At 40.6% G+C, this 14,682-nt stretch carries 15 protein-coding genes, 1 pseudogene and 1 riboswitch; of the genes and pseudogenes, 4 read left to right on the forward strand and 12 right to left on the reverse strand.

The genetic code is table 11. The annotated features are described in order from the left end of the window. Window positions 1-4: 4 nt before the first annotated feature. Window positions 5-176, reverse strand: a riboswitch (cobalamin riboswitch). A 174-nt stretch (window positions 177-350) separates the two neighbouring features. Then, window positions 351-833, reverse strand: a complete 483-nt coding sequence (locus LY624_RS13755) for a YajQ family cyclic di-GMP-binding protein (protein WP_054551104.1) — start codon at window positions 831-833, stop codon at window positions 351-353. 154 nt (window positions 834-987) lie between these two features. Between LY624_RS13755 and LY624_RS13760 the strand changes: the two genes are divergently transcribed. Both LY624_RS13760 and LY624_RS13765 read left to right on the forward strand, forming a co-directional pair. Next, on the forward strand, window positions 988-1,338 hold the full coding sequence (locus LY624_RS13760; RefSeq protein WP_130149507.1) for a VanZ family protein: 351 nt from the start codon (window positions 988-990) through the stop codon (window positions 1,336-1,338). Next, window positions 1,331-2,236, forward strand: a complete 906-nt coding sequence (locus tag LY624_RS13765) for a ketopantoate reductase family protein (RefSeq protein ID WP_341803227.1) — start codon at window positions 1,331-1,333, stop codon at window positions 2,234-2,236. The genes LY624_RS13760 and LY624_RS13765 overlap by 8 nt, the downstream gene beginning before the upstream one ends. Before the next feature lie 114 nt (window positions 2,237-2,350). Here LY624_RS13765 and thiI read toward each other — a convergent pair whose 3' ends face one another. Together thiI and LY624_RS13775 are read right to left on the reverse strand one after the other, a co-directional pair. Next, on the reverse strand, window positions 2,351-3,808 hold the full coding sequence (thiI, locus tag LY624_RS13770) for a tRNA uracil 4-sulfurtransferase ThiI (RefSeq protein WP_341803228.1): 1,458 nt from the start codon (window positions 3,806-3,808) through the stop codon (window positions 2,351-2,353). Between the two features lie 108 nt (window positions 3,809-3,916). Then, entirely contained in the window at window positions 3,917-4,570 is a 654-nt protein-coding gene (locus LY624_RS13775) for a TetR/AcrR family transcriptional regulator (protein WP_341803229.1), read from the reverse strand. Window positions 4,571-4,797: 227 nt separating this feature from the next. Here LY624_RS13775 and coaD point away from each other — a divergent pair, with 227 nt between their 5' ends. Together coaD and LY624_RS13785 are read left to right on the forward strand one after the other, a co-directional pair. Further along, the gene (gene coaD / locus LY624_RS13780) at window positions 4,798-5,280 is read left to right on the forward strand and encodes a pantetheine-phosphate adenylyltransferase (protein WP_062568751.1); all 483 of its coding nucleotides are present in this window, start codon (window positions 4,798-4,800) and stop codon (window positions 5,278-5,280) included. Continuing rightward, window positions 5,277-6,653, forward strand: coding sequence for a capsule assembly Wzi family protein (locus LY624_RS13785; RefSeq protein WP_341803230.1), 1,377 nt, complete (start codon window positions 5,277-5,279; stop codon window positions 6,651-6,653). Before coaD ends, LY624_RS13785 begins: the two co-directional genes overlap by 4 nt. 14 nt (window positions 6,654-6,667) lie before the next feature. Here the strand turns inward: LY624_RS13785 and LY624_RS13790 are convergent, their stop codons facing one another. The 9 genes and pseudogenes from LY624_RS13790 to argC form a co-directional block, all read right to left on the reverse strand. Further along, on the reverse strand, window positions 6,668-7,207 hold the full coding sequence (locus LY624_RS13790; protein WP_341803231.1) for a hypothetical protein: 540 nt from the start codon (window positions 7,205-7,207) through the stop codon (window positions 6,668-6,670). 11 nt (window positions 7,208-7,218) lie between these two features. Beyond that, window positions 7,219-7,710, reverse strand: coding sequence for a hypothetical protein (locus LY624_RS13795; protein WP_341803232.1), 492 nt, complete (start codon window positions 7,708-7,710; stop codon window positions 7,219-7,221). Window positions 7,711-7,719: 9 nt separating this feature from the next. Then, a complete protein-coding gene (locus tag LY624_RS13800) occupies window positions 7,720-8,247 on the reverse strand; it encodes a hypothetical protein (RefSeq protein WP_341803233.1) in 528 nt (175 codons plus the stop codon). 7 nt (window positions 8,248-8,254) lie between these two features. Continuing rightward, the gene (locus tag LY624_RS13805) at window positions 8,255-8,461 is read right to left on the reverse strand and encodes a hypothetical protein (RefSeq protein WP_062568746.1); all 207 of its coding nucleotides are present in this window, start codon (window positions 8,459-8,461) and stop codon (window positions 8,255-8,257) included. Window positions 8,462-8,695: 234 nt separating this feature from the next. Beyond that, a pseudogene (gene argH / locus LY624_RS13810) lies at window positions 8,696-10,560 on the reverse strand (argininosuccinate lyase). A gap of 52 nt (window positions 10,561-10,612) precedes the next feature. After that, window positions 10,613-11,815, reverse strand: coding sequence for an argininosuccinate synthase (locus tag LY624_RS13815; protein ID WP_062568744.1), 1,203 nt, complete (start codon window positions 11,813-11,815; stop codon window positions 10,613-10,615). Window positions 11,816-11,824: 9 nt separating this feature from the next. After that, window positions 11,825-12,745 (reverse strand): ornithine carbamoyltransferase, encoded by a 921-nt coding sequence (locus LY624_RS13820; RefSeq protein ID WP_130149498.1) that lies wholly within the window; start codon window positions 12,743-12,745, stop codon window positions 11,825-11,827. A gap of 7 nt (window positions 12,746-12,752) precedes the next feature. Continuing rightward, window positions 12,753-13,514: an acetylglutamate kinase gene (argB, locus tag LY624_RS13825; protein WP_237120079.1), complete on the reverse strand. Its 762-nt coding sequence runs from the start codon at window positions 13,512-13,514 to the stop codon at window positions 12,753-12,755. Beyond that, complete coding sequence (gene argC, locus LY624_RS13830; protein WP_130149497.1) at window positions 13,514-14,524, reverse strand: N-acetyl-gamma-glutamyl-phosphate reductase; 1,011 nt, start codon at window positions 14,522-14,524, stop codon at window positions 13,514-13,516. Before argC ends, argB begins: the two co-directional genes overlap by 1 nt. Window positions 14,525-14,682 lie beyond the last annotated feature (158 nt).

Consider the following 14,682-nt stretch of genomic DNA (forward strand, 5'->3'; position numbering starts at 1 on the left):
GCAAATAGTAAGTTACTCCAAGGCCGGTCTCCGGACTTTGCGTATGCAGGGCACACACATTACCGTTGCGGGGGCAGTGTTGGCATTGTTTTCTCCATGAAAACGCACCAGCTTCCCGATTATCTTGCTGCTACTTCAACCTTTGAAGTATAGGTACCTTAGAAGGTACAGCAAGCACCTTGAAAATAGGCCGCTATTGTGATGATTTTAGGGATAAAAGTCAATGGACGGCTATACCGCTAAAGGCTTTTTTATCAACAAAAAAGCCAAACGAATAGACCGCTTGGCTCTTTAGTGAAATTTAATTCATTTTTCATGCACTAGATTACGTATATAGTGCAAACAGCGAATTAATCGCGGAAGTTCTTAAATTGAAATGGCTGACCTAAATCAGCAGTACGCACAACTTGCATCGCTTCTTGTAAATCATCACGCTTTTTACCCGTAACACGTAATTCTTCACCTTGAATTGCTGCTTGCACTTTGATCTTTGAATCTTTGATTAACTTAACGATTTTCTTCGCTACGTCTTTTTCAATACCTTGCTTAAGTGCAACATCACGCATAACGTACTTACCACTGCGCGACTCATCTTTAAGCTCAAGGCTAGATACATCTAAACCACGCTTTGAAATTTTCGCAGCGAGAATATCAAAAAGCTGCATAACTTGTTGTGGTGCTTCAGCTTTTAGCTTGATTACTTTATCACTTAATTCGATTGATGCATCAACACCACGAAAATCAAAACGCGTCTCAAGCTCACGCTTGGCGTTGTCTACTGCATTTTGCGCTTCGTTCATTTCTACTTCAGAAACAATATCAAATGAAGGCATGAGGTTCTCCTAACAAATTTTCAAAATTAATATGGCAAGGATTATAACGTCAATTTTATAAATCTTTACATATTTCTGCACGCCGTTCAGGTGCGATAATAATTATGTTTGATATACTGCGGGTTCATTTTTAAACGACTTTTAGGATTTTTTCGTGACAAGGCGCGTTTACCAAGTTCTTTTTTTAATAAGTATTATCGGCTTCACTTTCTTATTCGCCAAAGAAATTAAAGGCGTCGGTAGCCTTTTTCCACATATAGATAAAGTCGCACATTTTGGCATTTTCTTCGTGCTCGCTATGGTAATGGATAAAGCATTTAAACTCCCTCTTGTAGTTCAAATTCTGCTACTTGCAGGCTATGGTGCTGCTATTGAATTTATGCAAGATATGCTACCTTACCGACAAGCTTCTGTTGGTGATTTTGTTGCTGACTTTATTGGTGCTGTAAGCTACTTTGTTATAAAGCTTGGTTTTCACTTAGGTAATAAGCAACGCAATGGCTAAGACTCTCATTGTTGGTGATGGCGCAATTGGCTTATTATTTTGCTATTTTTTATCCACGCAGCATGACATCACATTACTTACCCGAAAACCAACCCTGACCACCCGCTTCTACCAAACGAGTAATGGTAAATCACACCCTATTAAAGCTCGTCTTATTAATCATCAAGAGCTTGCAGGGTCTGCCCCCTTTGACTTGGTGGTGATCACTGTTAAAGCATTTCAGGTGCAAGCGGCTTTTAAGCAAATAACACCTTACCTCAGTAAAGAGTGCCAGATCGTTATCTCTCATAATGGTATGGGTAATGTCGATGAACTCAATGCCCAGCTGTTAGCTACTCAGGGGTTAGCGTTTTTAACAACACGTTTAGCTGGGTTTAAAGTAACACCTTATAGTGTAAACCATACTGGAAATGGTGAAAGCGTGCTGGGTGCATGTAATATAGCTGCAAGTGAAAAGCTCAATGAACTTAAACACCTATTTAGCAGCCTACCGCACTTTTCTGTAAGCGATGATATTCACGCATTGCGCTGGCAAAAACTGTTAGTGAATATTGCTATTAATCCATTAACAGCCATTCATAACGTTAAAAATGGTCAGTTACGTGCACCGCAATTTAATACCCGTATCATTAATTTGCTCAGCGAAGCTTGCCTTGTGGCTAATAAACAAGGTATCAAAGTAAAGCTCAACGAGGCACTGGATCAGGCCTATTGTGTGATGACTGCAACCGCTGAAAACTTTTCATCTATGCAGCAAGACATCAGCCATAATAGAGAGTCTGAAATTGATGCTATTTGTGGTTATGTATGTGAGCAAGGTGCAAAGCTGGGTGTAAAAACCCCTCATAATCAAGCAATGCTCAGTTTGATAAAAACCAAATCAGCTGAGTTTTCATAAAAAGTAAGCACGCTTCAAGGGAAAAAGTAAACGGCGCGTAGGCATGAGCGCCAAATAAGTAATTCCACCAGCCATTAAAAAAGCGCGAACGTGTCGCGCTTTTATCAGTATCCTTTATGGGCGATACACTTTTACATTACTGTAGCCTTCTTCGTGCAGGATCAGCGCTTGCAGCTGGCTCATTACCCCTTTCGCACAATATAGGTAATATTCTTTATCTTTTGGTAAGTCGCCAAATTTAGTGGCTAAACGGAAGAAAGGTAAATGCACAACGTCAATACCTTCCAGCTCCAGTGGATTGGCATCTTCTTCCTCAGGTGAACGAATATCTACAACAACCGCCCCCTCTGGTAAGTCAGATACAGATTCGGCCTCTTTCACTTCTTCTTTTGCTTCGGTGTCGATATCACGGATATCCATCACACGCGCATTTTCAACGACCGTATTTAGCACGTCGAAATCAAACTTAGCTTCTTCGGCAAGAATCGTTTTGATTTTAGCTTTAACTGTTGGCTTTTTAGAGATCACACCACAGTATTCAGGCATGCTTTCTGCCATTTCAGCCGTACCAATTTGACGCGCAATATTAATAATATCTTGCTTGTCGTGTTGGATTAACGGACGAATGATTAAAGTTTCAGTCACACGGTCAATCACACTCAAATTCGCAAGTGTTTGACTTGAAACTTGACCAATACTTTCACCCGTTACAAGGGCTTGTACACCTAGTTTTTCTGCAACTTGGCTACCGGCACGCATCATCATACGTTTAAGAACCACACCCATTTGGCTGTTTTCTACGTTTTCAAGGATTTCAGCAACAACAGGTTCAAAATCAACAGTCACAAACTTAACTTTATGAGTAGAGCTGAACTGTTTCCAGATATAATAGCTTGCTTGCTTAACACCGATTTCGTGTGCAGCACCGCCTAAGTTAAAGAACAAGAAGTGAGTACGCGCACCCTTACGAATCATTTGATAACTGGCAACACCAGAGTCAAAACCACCTGACATAAGCGACAGTACATCTTCTTGTGTTGGTAGCGGGAAGCCCGCTATACCTAAGTGAGTTTGGGTAACGATATAGGCTTTATCGTCACGCACTTCTAAACGTACTGTAACTTCAGGGTGAGATAATTTAACGCGCGCCCCTTCAACATGCTGGTTTAAACCACCACCTACGTAGCGCTCTACATCGCTCGATGTGAAGTCATGCTTACCTGAACGCTTACAACGCACGCAGAATGTTTTGCCTGCTATAGTGTGGCCAATTAGTTCAAGTGCTTTTTGGTAGATATCGTCGATTGAGTCGAATTCTGTTTCTGTTACTTCAATAAACTGTACGATACCAGGAATGCGTTTTAAGCCATCAATAATATCTAAGCGAACTTGCTCAGAGTCTAGGAGGCTTACTACTGAGATATTGTCCCAGTTATTTCTAACCTGCACTTTTTCGTCAACGCGACGTAAAACGATCTTAATGTTATTTTCTAATAACTTGGTGAAACGCTTACGAACAGACTTACTCTTAATAGCGATTTCAGGATGTAATTTGACGATAAATTTAAGCATAGTTCACTCTTAGACAGTGGGATTCACACGGCCCGAGGCATACCAACCTCAAGGGCGCGCGATTATAACAAAAATTATAGCGTCTAGGAAATAAACTGCTTTGTAGGATTATTGTTCGCTTTGCTCAGTGTCAGCAAGTGCTAAGTACTTTGCTCTTAATTTGTTTACTTGTGCCAAATGTTGCTCTGTACAATGAGCTTTTAATAGCAATAGTACTTTTAAAATACCGTTATAAATATCTTCTCTGGCAAGCTCACCACTCAAGCGGCGGGCTTTAATGTAAGGTGTCCAAAAGCTCACTGTCATTTTAAGCATATGGGCAAGTTCTGTTACATCGGCGTCATCAATAGTAATAATGCCACCTGAACGTAATGCAAATAACACCTCTTTTACCTGCTCTAACAGCGCAGCTTGAAACTCAATATAGTCTTTTTTCAATACTTCATCACGGGATAAAATATCACCCAAATTATCGTAAAAAAATTGAAATCGCCACATCAGTTCAAACAAAGAGTCTAAGTACCCTGCTAAGTTTTCAAGCGCATTGTCTTCAGGTTTTAGTGGTTTAAAGTGCGTATGGAGGTGTTCACTGTATAAAGCAAAAATGTGACGAATGATGTCTTCTTTATTTTTAAAGTGATAATACAGATTGCCAGGGCTAATACCCATGTGCGCAGCAATGTGATTGGTCGTAATAGCACGCTCTCCATGGAGATTAAATAGCTCAATGCTGGTATGTATGATTTTATCCTTTGTGCTCATATGCTGCTTACTCTATTTTTATATTTATTACGATCTGAAGTTCATTTTCAGCCAAGCAGTATAAACAAATGCGTGGCAATAAAATACTACCTTGAAAAATTCTAACTTCAATCGGCTTAGTACCTTATATAAAACCAAAAAATCTAATAGGATGCTCTTACTTCAAAGCTGCATACGAGTGAAAACACTGTTACTATAGCAAGCAAATTTTTAACTAGCTGATAGATATGAACGTTACTGCAATCTACCCAGGTACCTTTGACCCGCTAACGAATGGGCACACAGACCTCATCCATCGAGCAGCTAAAATGTTCGACAAAGTCATTGTGGCTATTGCTCATAACCCAAGTAAACAACCCTGTTTTACACTAGAAGAACGCGTAGAGTTAGCAAATACAATTTTAGCCCACCTTAAAAATGTAAGCGTGATCGGCTTTTCTGGTTTATTAGCTGACCTTGCCCGTGAGCATAAGGCTGAAGTACTCATTCGTGGTATTCGTGCTGTATCTGACTTCGACTATGAGTTTCAGCTAGCAAATATGAACCGACGCCTAAACCCTGATTTAGAAAGTGTGTTTTTAACACCCGCTGAAAAAAACTCGTTTATCTCCTCGACGCTCGTTAAAGAAGTTGCCCGTCATCATGGTGATGTGAGCGAATTTGTTAACCCTATTGTCGCCACCGCATTACAGGAAAAAATACACGGATGAAACTAAAAAAGTTCATTAGCTTAAGTGCTTTACTAATGATCTCTGCACCAAGCTTTGCTGAGCCATGGATAGAAAGTGATGACCCTTTGTTAAGGGCTTCTATAGAGATGCTATTTAACCAAGGAATTATAAAACAACCTATCAATAGTTACCCGCTTATGTGGCAAGGTATTGCAGGTGATTTAGCAGCTATCGACCCTAACAATTTACAGGAACGTAGTTTTTTCGCGTATCAGCACGTTAAACACGCTCTTAATAATGCCAAACGAAAAAACAGTTCTGGGGTGCGCTTTAATTACAATAGTGAACCCGAGACACAACAAGGCTTTACGACACGCGATCAGCAAAAAAGTGGTATTAACAGCTATGGTTCAATAACCGGTAAGCGAGTAAGTGCCAAAGTAAGCGTGAACTATGCTGACGAGTCACTCGATGGAAAATACACAAATTATCATGGCAGTTATCTAGCCGTGTTAATGGGTAACTGGTCAATCAGTGCAGAGCAAGTAAGTCATTGGTGGGGCCCGAGTAACGACAACGCCTTGTTACTATCGAATAACGCTGCTCCGATGAAAGGCCTGCGCTTTTCACGTGCAAACAGTCAATATATTGGCCCTAGTTGGTTATCATTTATTGGTAATTGGCAATTAACAGGTATTTACGCTAAACAAAAACCATTTTTAAATAGCAGTGAAGAAGGCGATTATTGGGCTTTAAGGTTTGCAAGTACACCATTAAAAGGGCTTGAAATTGCAGTAAATACGGCAAGTTCTGATTATCTTACCGATGAATATATCGATTCAGTTACACTCGAAAGCCAAACATCAACCCATCGCCTAACAAGTATTGATGTTAAATACTCAACATCCATAGCACAGCAACCTGTTGCATTTTATGCTGATGTAATGGGGCGTAATGAAAGTGGCCTTGCACCAAGTGATCCTTTTTATACTGTGGGTATTGAAAGCTACTTTGGTTCAAATGACAGTTTACTGAAAACCTATTTTGAATACTCAAATACAGAGCAACAATGTAGCCTTACAGCTGATTGTGTATACGGCTCGGGTAGCTACACACAAAAACAAAGACTTATTGGCAGCTCTGTGCCTAAGCAAAGTAAATCGGCTGTGTTAGGTGCTTATTACCATACTCTAGATGGTTATGGAGGTCATGCAAAGCTACGTTGGATTGACAGTGAAGCGGAAGTTGAAGAAACACGTGCAGATATGACGCAGTTACAATTAGAACTTGGTTATCAACAATCTTTATTTAGTGGTCTTTGGAAAGTAACCGGACTTGTATCAAGGGATGAAATAGGCAATGACTCTGACACAAATACTGGCTTAAGAACAAGCTGGGAATTTCGTTTTTAAATCACTATCACGGGTCAAGTTAGCTTTGCTTGACCCCGACCCCATCTATACAACTTAACAAACCCCAGAAAGTCTTTGTTACATAAAAGCGCAATTATCATCATTATATCCATCGTATTAACTGTCACGGTGTACACATCCCAAAACCACCAATGACCAGTAAAGTGGGCGTAGTTGGTGTCGTAGTACATTGCCAGAAACAATAAAATATTCACCGAGAGTCCTATAAAAATATATAATTTTGCAGGAACCTCATTTAAGCTTTTTTTACAGGTAACAAACCAAATGAAAGACAACATAATTAAGTCTGACGCAGCCCAAATTAAATATGCAAGTGTCGTATTGAGGATGTTGTAGCCTAAAGTAGCGTTAAGGAGTGGATCACTAACCATATAAGATAAAAACATTGCCAATGCTATCCACATCACCGTTTTATCTCCACCCCCTACCGATGAAGACTTTTTTACCATGTTGTACAAAAAGGCCATCAAAAAGCCCCACATGATAAAAGTGGCGAGATACACACCTAAGTATTCTTGGAGATATTCAAGCATACAATAAACCTCTAGCAGGCTTTGGCTTTAATATGACTAACAAGTGCTCCAAGCTTTAAGAAATCTTTGTTCAATAATAAAGCTAAGATCATCATTATATCGATACTATTTACGCCAAGAGAGTATATTGTCCACAATAGCCATGGGGTTGTATTATCGTATACAAAAATATCAATGTAGATTGAGAGCATGAGAAATGAGTTCAGAAGTAAACCTATTAAAATATAAATTGCCGCATAAAAAATAGGATGCTGTTTCAGCTTCAACCAGGCAACAATAATAATAATCGTTACCAAATCATAGTATAACCAGTTCAAATAATGAAAAGAAGATAACTCTAAAACACCACTCAAAAAGTATGAGAGCATCATAATAAAAGCTAAAATTAAAGGACGACGATCATTCTTATTGATACTCATAGCAAGGTTGAAGAGAAAAGCCATTAAAAAGCCCCACTCTATAAACGTACCAATTAAACCACCTAGGTAGGCATTTATATACATCTGCTATTTTCAAGCTAATTTTTTATTTTTAAAAGAATGGCGAATTAACTTTTTCAACTTATTCAGTCCAAGGATGTCTCGGTCGACAATTAATGCCACTATCATGGTGAAGTCTACGACATTAACACCTAGCGAATAGATATCCCACAAGATCCAGTGTGTTGTATTTTTATACACTTGAACATCTAAATAAACAGACAAAAACAGAATAGTATTAATGATTAAACCAAAAACTAAATAGCTAAAGGAAGGAGTTGTACGTTTTACTACAAGGAATGCAAGAATTAAGAAGACTAAAGTGGCTATATCGTACAATGCCCACTCAAGAAAGGTTACTGCAGTATAGGAGAGCCAGCTAAAAAAATAATCTCCAGCGATATAGGAGACCATCATTATAAATGAACTTAAGAGCAAAGTGGTTTTTCGTTTATTTTCATTTACTGCGTAGACAAAAATATTAAAAAAAAATGCCATTAAAAATCCCCAAGCACTCATAGCTGAAAGGGAGAAAAAACCAAGTTGCTCAGTAAAAAACATTCAGTACCTATTGCTCTTTCTTACTTGGTGGGAACATAGCACCACCACCGCGCTGAAGCTCTGCATCACCCGATAGTGACAGTGCTTGACTAGATAAAGTTACTGTATCAGATTGTAAGGTTTTATTACTAGTAGTTTGTTCTAGTGCAGGCTTTGTTTGTTGCATTTGGCTGTAAGCTTGCATCTGTAATTGGCTATTATTTGAAATTTGCATGATTTAAATCCTTTAAGTTTAAATTGTAGTTAACGTGTGACGAATCACAAACGTACTCAGCGCTCTCGTTTTATTGACGCTTTCTGTACATTTTTGCAGCATTTTTGCTACATATCAAACTAAGCAACTAACGATCCAACTTTTCGCTTAAACAGATCTTTTTGATCAACTCAGCAAATTTCAGGCATAAAAAAACGCACAGGGGTAACCGTACGTTTTTACTATCCAGGGAAATTAAGCTACGTTTTTACACGGGATCACCGCATTCTCACGAGGCCTTAAAATAAATTCCATTGCGACTTCATCGCAATTGTCTTTGCGAAGGCAAAGCTCACAATCTTTCATGACTTTTTCCGGTAAGCTATCTTTACTGCAACAGCTGAAGCCTTGTTTTTTAAAAAAATCTGGCACGCGCGTTAATACAATGACACGGCTAAGCGCCAACTTTTTGGCTTTAACTAATAAGTGCTCAACTAATTGCCTGCCTTGGCCTTTGATACTCATCTTTGGATCAATCCCTAAAGATCGGATCTCTGCAAGTCCTGTATCGTAAATATACAATGAGGCGCAGCCTGCAACCTTGTCTGCAACCTCCGTGACTGCAAATTCATTGATTGAATGAATCATGTCACTTTTAGCGCGAGGTAAGTTCTCACCATTCATTGCCCAGTATTGAATTAGCTGAGCAATGCTCTCAACGTCATTTAAATTTGCATCACGTACTTTTATTTGCCGTTTTTTTTTGCATATTTAATTGCACTAGAGACTTGCTCAACAGAGGTGCCACCTAATGCCTGACGTGCTTTTATACATGCGTCTATTTCTAATACAGGATAGACATCTGACTCGAAAATGCTATGCACAGATTTAAATTGTTCTAAACTTAAATCTTCTAAGTTATTCCCTTTAGAAATAGCCATTTGCACTAAGGTACCAACAATATGGTGCCCTTCTCTAAAGGGGATACCTTTAGCCACTAAATAGTCAGCAAGCTCAGTCGCATTTGAGTGACCGCCTTTTGCAGCAGCAAGGGTTTTATCTGCATTAACTTTAATACCTTTGATGCACGCTTGCGCCATATGAATACACGCAAGCCACGTTGGCATCGCATCAAATAAGCCTTCTTTGTCCTCTTGCATATCTTTATTGTAAGCAAGCGGCAGTGCTTTAAGTGTCATCATCATGGCGCTAAATGCACCAAATACACGCCCCGTTTTACCACGGATTAACTCAAGTGCATCTGGATTTTTCTTTTGCGGCATTAATGATGAGCCTGATGTTACCCCATCAGACAGCTCTATAAAGCCTGCTTCGCCTGAGTTATAAAAAATCAGATCTTCGGCCATACGCGACAAATGAATCATTGAAATTGACGCGCAGCTTAATAGCTCAACCACAAAGTCACGGTCAGATACAGCATCTAAACTGTTACGTGTTGCTGCGGTAAAACCTAACCCTTCGGCAAGAGTTTGCCTATCTATTGGGTACGCCGTTCCAGCTAAAGCACCGCTACCGAGTGGGCAATAATTCATACGATTTTTGGCATCGGTTAAACGGCTTTCATCACGCTCAAGCATTTCAACATAGGCCATACACCAATGACTAAATAACACGGGTTGTGCACGCTGTAAGTGTGTGTAACCCGGTAAAATAGTACCAAGTTCACGCTCAGCTAGGGCAATAAACTCACCTTTGAGCTCTGCAATTGCTTCAAGAATATGCTCGGCAGTATCACGACACCATAAACGGAAATCTGTCGCTACTTGGTCATTACGACTACGACCCGTATGAAGCTTTTTAGCAAGGTCGCCCACTTTATCAATCAGTGCTGACTCAACATAAGAATGAATGTCTTCATGCCCTGCTCCAGCCACTGCTTGTGGATTTGCTTTTACTTCATCTAACAGCTTATTCAGTGCTGCAACGAGGTCATCATACTCTTGCTGATTTAACACATTAACCTGCTTAAGCGCTCCCGCCCAAGCAACCGAACCAATAATGTCTTGCTCTGCAAGTTGATAATCAAAAGGAAGAGAATCGTTAAATTGCTTAAACGCTTCATCTGGCCCCGTAGAAAAACGTCCGCCCCATAATGCCATTGAACTGCCTCCAAACTCGGCGATTGCCCCGCTTTGCAGGGCAATAATTAAATTACTTTTTCGTTAGTGCTGAGATTCTGCTAGATAGCGAGAATAAACGAATGAAGCCTTCTGCATGTGATTGGTCATATACATCATCTTCGCCGAAGGTTGCGAAATCTTCACTGTATAAGCTATTCGGTGATTTTTTCTGTACCGCAGTGACTTGACCTTTATAAAGCTTAAGCACCACTTCACCAGTTGCGAGTTTAGACAGAGATTCAGCCCCTGCTAGAATCGAATCTTTCAATGGTGTAAACCAACGGCCGTCATAGACAAGGTGTGAAAACTCACCACCCAGTACTTCTTTCCATTTACGGCTTGATTTATCGAGCACGAGTTCATCAACCGCTTGTAATGCGGCCATGATCACTGTGCCCCCTGGTGTTTCGTAACAACCACGCGATTTCATGCCAACTAAACGATTTTCGACGATATCAACACGACCCACACCGTGTGGCGCAGCAATGTCATTTAATTTAACTAAACAGTCATAAGGTTTAAGCGTCTCACCATTTACCGCAACCACTTCACCTTCAACAACATTTAATGTCACGTATTCAGGTTCGTTTGGTGCTTGCTCTGGCGAGTTAGTCCAGGTCCACACTTGCTCACTTGGTTGGCACCATGGATCTTCAAGCTCACCACCTTCGTGTGAAATGTGCCACGCATTAGCATCACGGCTATAAATTTTTGTAGCAGACGCTGAACACGGAATATTACGCTCAGCCAAGTAATCAAGTAGTGATTCACGGCTTGATAAATCCCACTCACGCCACGGTGCGATTACTTTTAGATCTGGTGCAAGGGCTGCGAAACATGACTCAAAACGCACCTGATCGTTACCTTTACCAGTACAACCATGCGAAAGTGCATCAGCACCTACTTTACGGGCAATCTCTACTTGGGCTTTTGCAATGATTGGGCGCGCCATAGACGTACCGAGTAAATAAGTGCCTTCGTAAATAGAACCCGTTTTTAAGGTTGGATAAATATAGTCACTGACCATTTCGTCTTTTAAGTCAACCACATAACATTCAGATGCGCCTGAAGCGATTGCTTTTTCTTCTACGCCTTCAAGCTCTTCAGCGCCTTGACCTACATCAGCAACGAATGCGATAACTTCACAGCCGTAGTTTTCTTTTAACCATGGCACGATTGCCGATGTATCTAGACCACCAGAATAGGCTAATACGACTTTTTTGATTGAACTCATTGGTGTTCCTTAAACAAAATTTGGATTTAATAATGTGACAAGCAGTGCGTTTTGCGCGTGCATACGGTTCTCTGCTTGTTGAATAATTTTTGATGCTGGGCCATCCATTACCTCAGAGGTAATTTCAAACTCACGATGAGCCGGCTGGCAATGCAACACAGTTTGTGCACCAGTTTGCTCAAGTAGTGCTTGATTTAACTGATACGGCATATATTTAGCTTTCACCTGCTCAAGCGGTGTTTTATCGCCCATCGATACCCACGTATCAGCATAGACTGCATTTGCACCCACTGCCGCTTCAATTCTGTCGCTAACCATGACAGACGCTCCATTCATCGCTGCAATTTGCTCTGCTTGCTTAAGAATTTGCGAATCTGGCGAACTGCCTTTCGGGCACACAGCGACAAAATCAGTCCCTAAAGTAGCAGCTAATAACATTAGAGAGTGTGTGACATTGTTACCTTCACCTAAGTATGCAAGCTTTAGTTTGCTGACATCACCATGCACTTCTTGCAGCGTTAAAAAGTCAGCGAGTGCTTGGCATGGGTGGTATAAATCGCACAGACTATTCACCACAGGGACTGACGAAAACTCAGCAAGGGTGGTTAATGTTTTATGTGCAAATACGCGAGCAACAATGCCATCAGCCCAAGTTGAAATATTTAAAGCAAAATCTTTTACTGACTCACGCGCACCCATTGCGCCATTTTGTGAATCTAAATAAACAGCATGACCACCCAATTTATTAATACCAATATCAAATGATAAACGGGTACGTAAGCTTGGTTTTTCGAATAAGGTAACCACTGATTTACCCGCTAAAGCTTGGCTAAAATCGACTGGGTTTGCTTTAATTTTTTGCGCTAAATCGAGTAATTTAAGCGCGCCTTTTTGGTCTAACTCAAGACCAGATAAAAAGTTAGTTAACATGTAATACCTATGGTGTAATTTTCGTTCCTACGTGCTCGCCTTGTAATAAAGCGACTAAGTTTTCTGGTTTTAGCCAGCTTGAGATATACACACCACGTCGTAAATGTTGGGCAGCAAGAAGGCTGGTCTTAACTTTGACCTCCATCCCGCCCTGAATAACTCCTTCAAGAATTAATGCATCTATTTGCTGCGTATTAAGTTGATGTAGGGGTTGTTTGTTTGCATCAAGCACCGCTTCTACATCAGTCATAAAAATAAGTTCAGCATCAAGTTCTTTTGCAATCGCTGCTGCTGCTTCATCGGCATTAACGTTGTACCAAAGTCCATCTTCACCAAAGCCAATAGAGCTCACTAAGGGTAAGCGGCCTTGCGCAATTAAACTTGGTAAAATACTGTCGGTGCTATCAGCGCATTGTCCAACTTGCCCAAGTGCTTTTAATTTTTGCTTAACCACAACGCCCGCTTCATAGAGACTCATCCCCACAGGCTTGTGCCCTGAAACAATTGCTTGGCTCATTAGCTGTTTATTCGCACAGCCTGCCAGTGCCCCAACAATATAAGGCATTTGTTCTTTTGGACTGATACGTAAACCTTGGTGCTTCGCACTAGCAAACCCAGCGTCTTTAAGCCATGCATCAACTAATGCACCACCACCATGAACAATCACAAAGTTGGCCTGTTGCTGTGATACAAGAACGTCAAATAAAGCTTTTGCGGCATCGGCTGTATTTAATACTGCACCGCCTATTTTAATTACCCATGTTTTCATCATAACGCTCCTACTAATCCGGTATGATGAGGAAGTCCCATCGCTAAATTAATACATTGCAATGCTTGCCCTGCGGCCCCTTTTAATAAGTTATCAATGGCCGACATAACAATCAGTTGCTCACCTTTTTGTTGCCATGCAATATCAACAAATGGTTGTTTAGCCACGCCTTTGATGCTTGGAATTTTATTTCCGAGTAAACGAATTAAGGGCTCATTCGCTAGCACTTGATATGCCGCACTCACTTGCTCTGCTGTCACACCAGGCTTTAATTGCACATAAATAGTTTCTAAAATTCCGCGAGGGAAATTACCTAAATGCGGGGTAAATAACACAGGGTGACCAAGGTGCTGCTCAATTTCAGGCGTGTGTCTGTGGTTAAATAAGCCATAAGGGGCAAGTGACACTTCACAAAAATGCGTATTCACACTGGCCTTTCTACCCGCACCGGTTACGCCAGAGACAGCATTAACAATGATGGTTTGCTCAGCTAATAAACCCGCTTCTTTAAGTGGCTTTAAAGAATTAAGTGCAGCTGTTGGGTAACAACCTGCTACGGCAACAAGGTTTGCTTTACTAATCGCATCGCTATTCCATTCAGCTAAACCATAAGCCGCTTGCTCTAAAAGCTCAGGATGTTCATGCGCGAAACCATAATAAGTTAGGTAATCCTCATTCCCAGCTAAACGGAAGCCGCCCGATAAATCGAAAACTTTTTTGCCCATGGCTAAAAATTGTGGCGCAAGATCAACACTCACTTTGTGATCAGTACATAGACACACATAATCAGCAGTGTTATTTATTTCCTGAAAAGCCTCAGCTGTTAGCGGTTGCAGCGGGTACGCTAACAAGCCTAAGTGCTCGGGGTATAAATCGCTTAATAATTTATTTTTATCTAAGCTTCCTTCAGACACATAACACGCTTGTAGAGTCAGTTTTGGATGCTTTGCAACTAAACTTGCTAGCTCTGCGCCGCTATAACCACTTGCGCCAATAATCACTACTTTCATTGCTTACTTTTACCTATTAAATCTATTTATCGATACGCCTAAAATTACTCGCCTAATTGCGAATAAAAACACTGTCTAAAGTAATGAAATCAGGTTATCGTCGTTTTGTGTTCATAGTGCCGCTTTAAAATATATTTATGCTTAAAAAGTGAATTGAT

Origin of the sequence: Pseudoalteromonas sp. N1230-9 (assembly GCF_032716425.1) — a bacterium.
GTDB lineage: Bacteria > Pseudomonadota > Gammaproteobacteria > Enterobacterales > Alteromonadaceae > Pseudoalteromonas.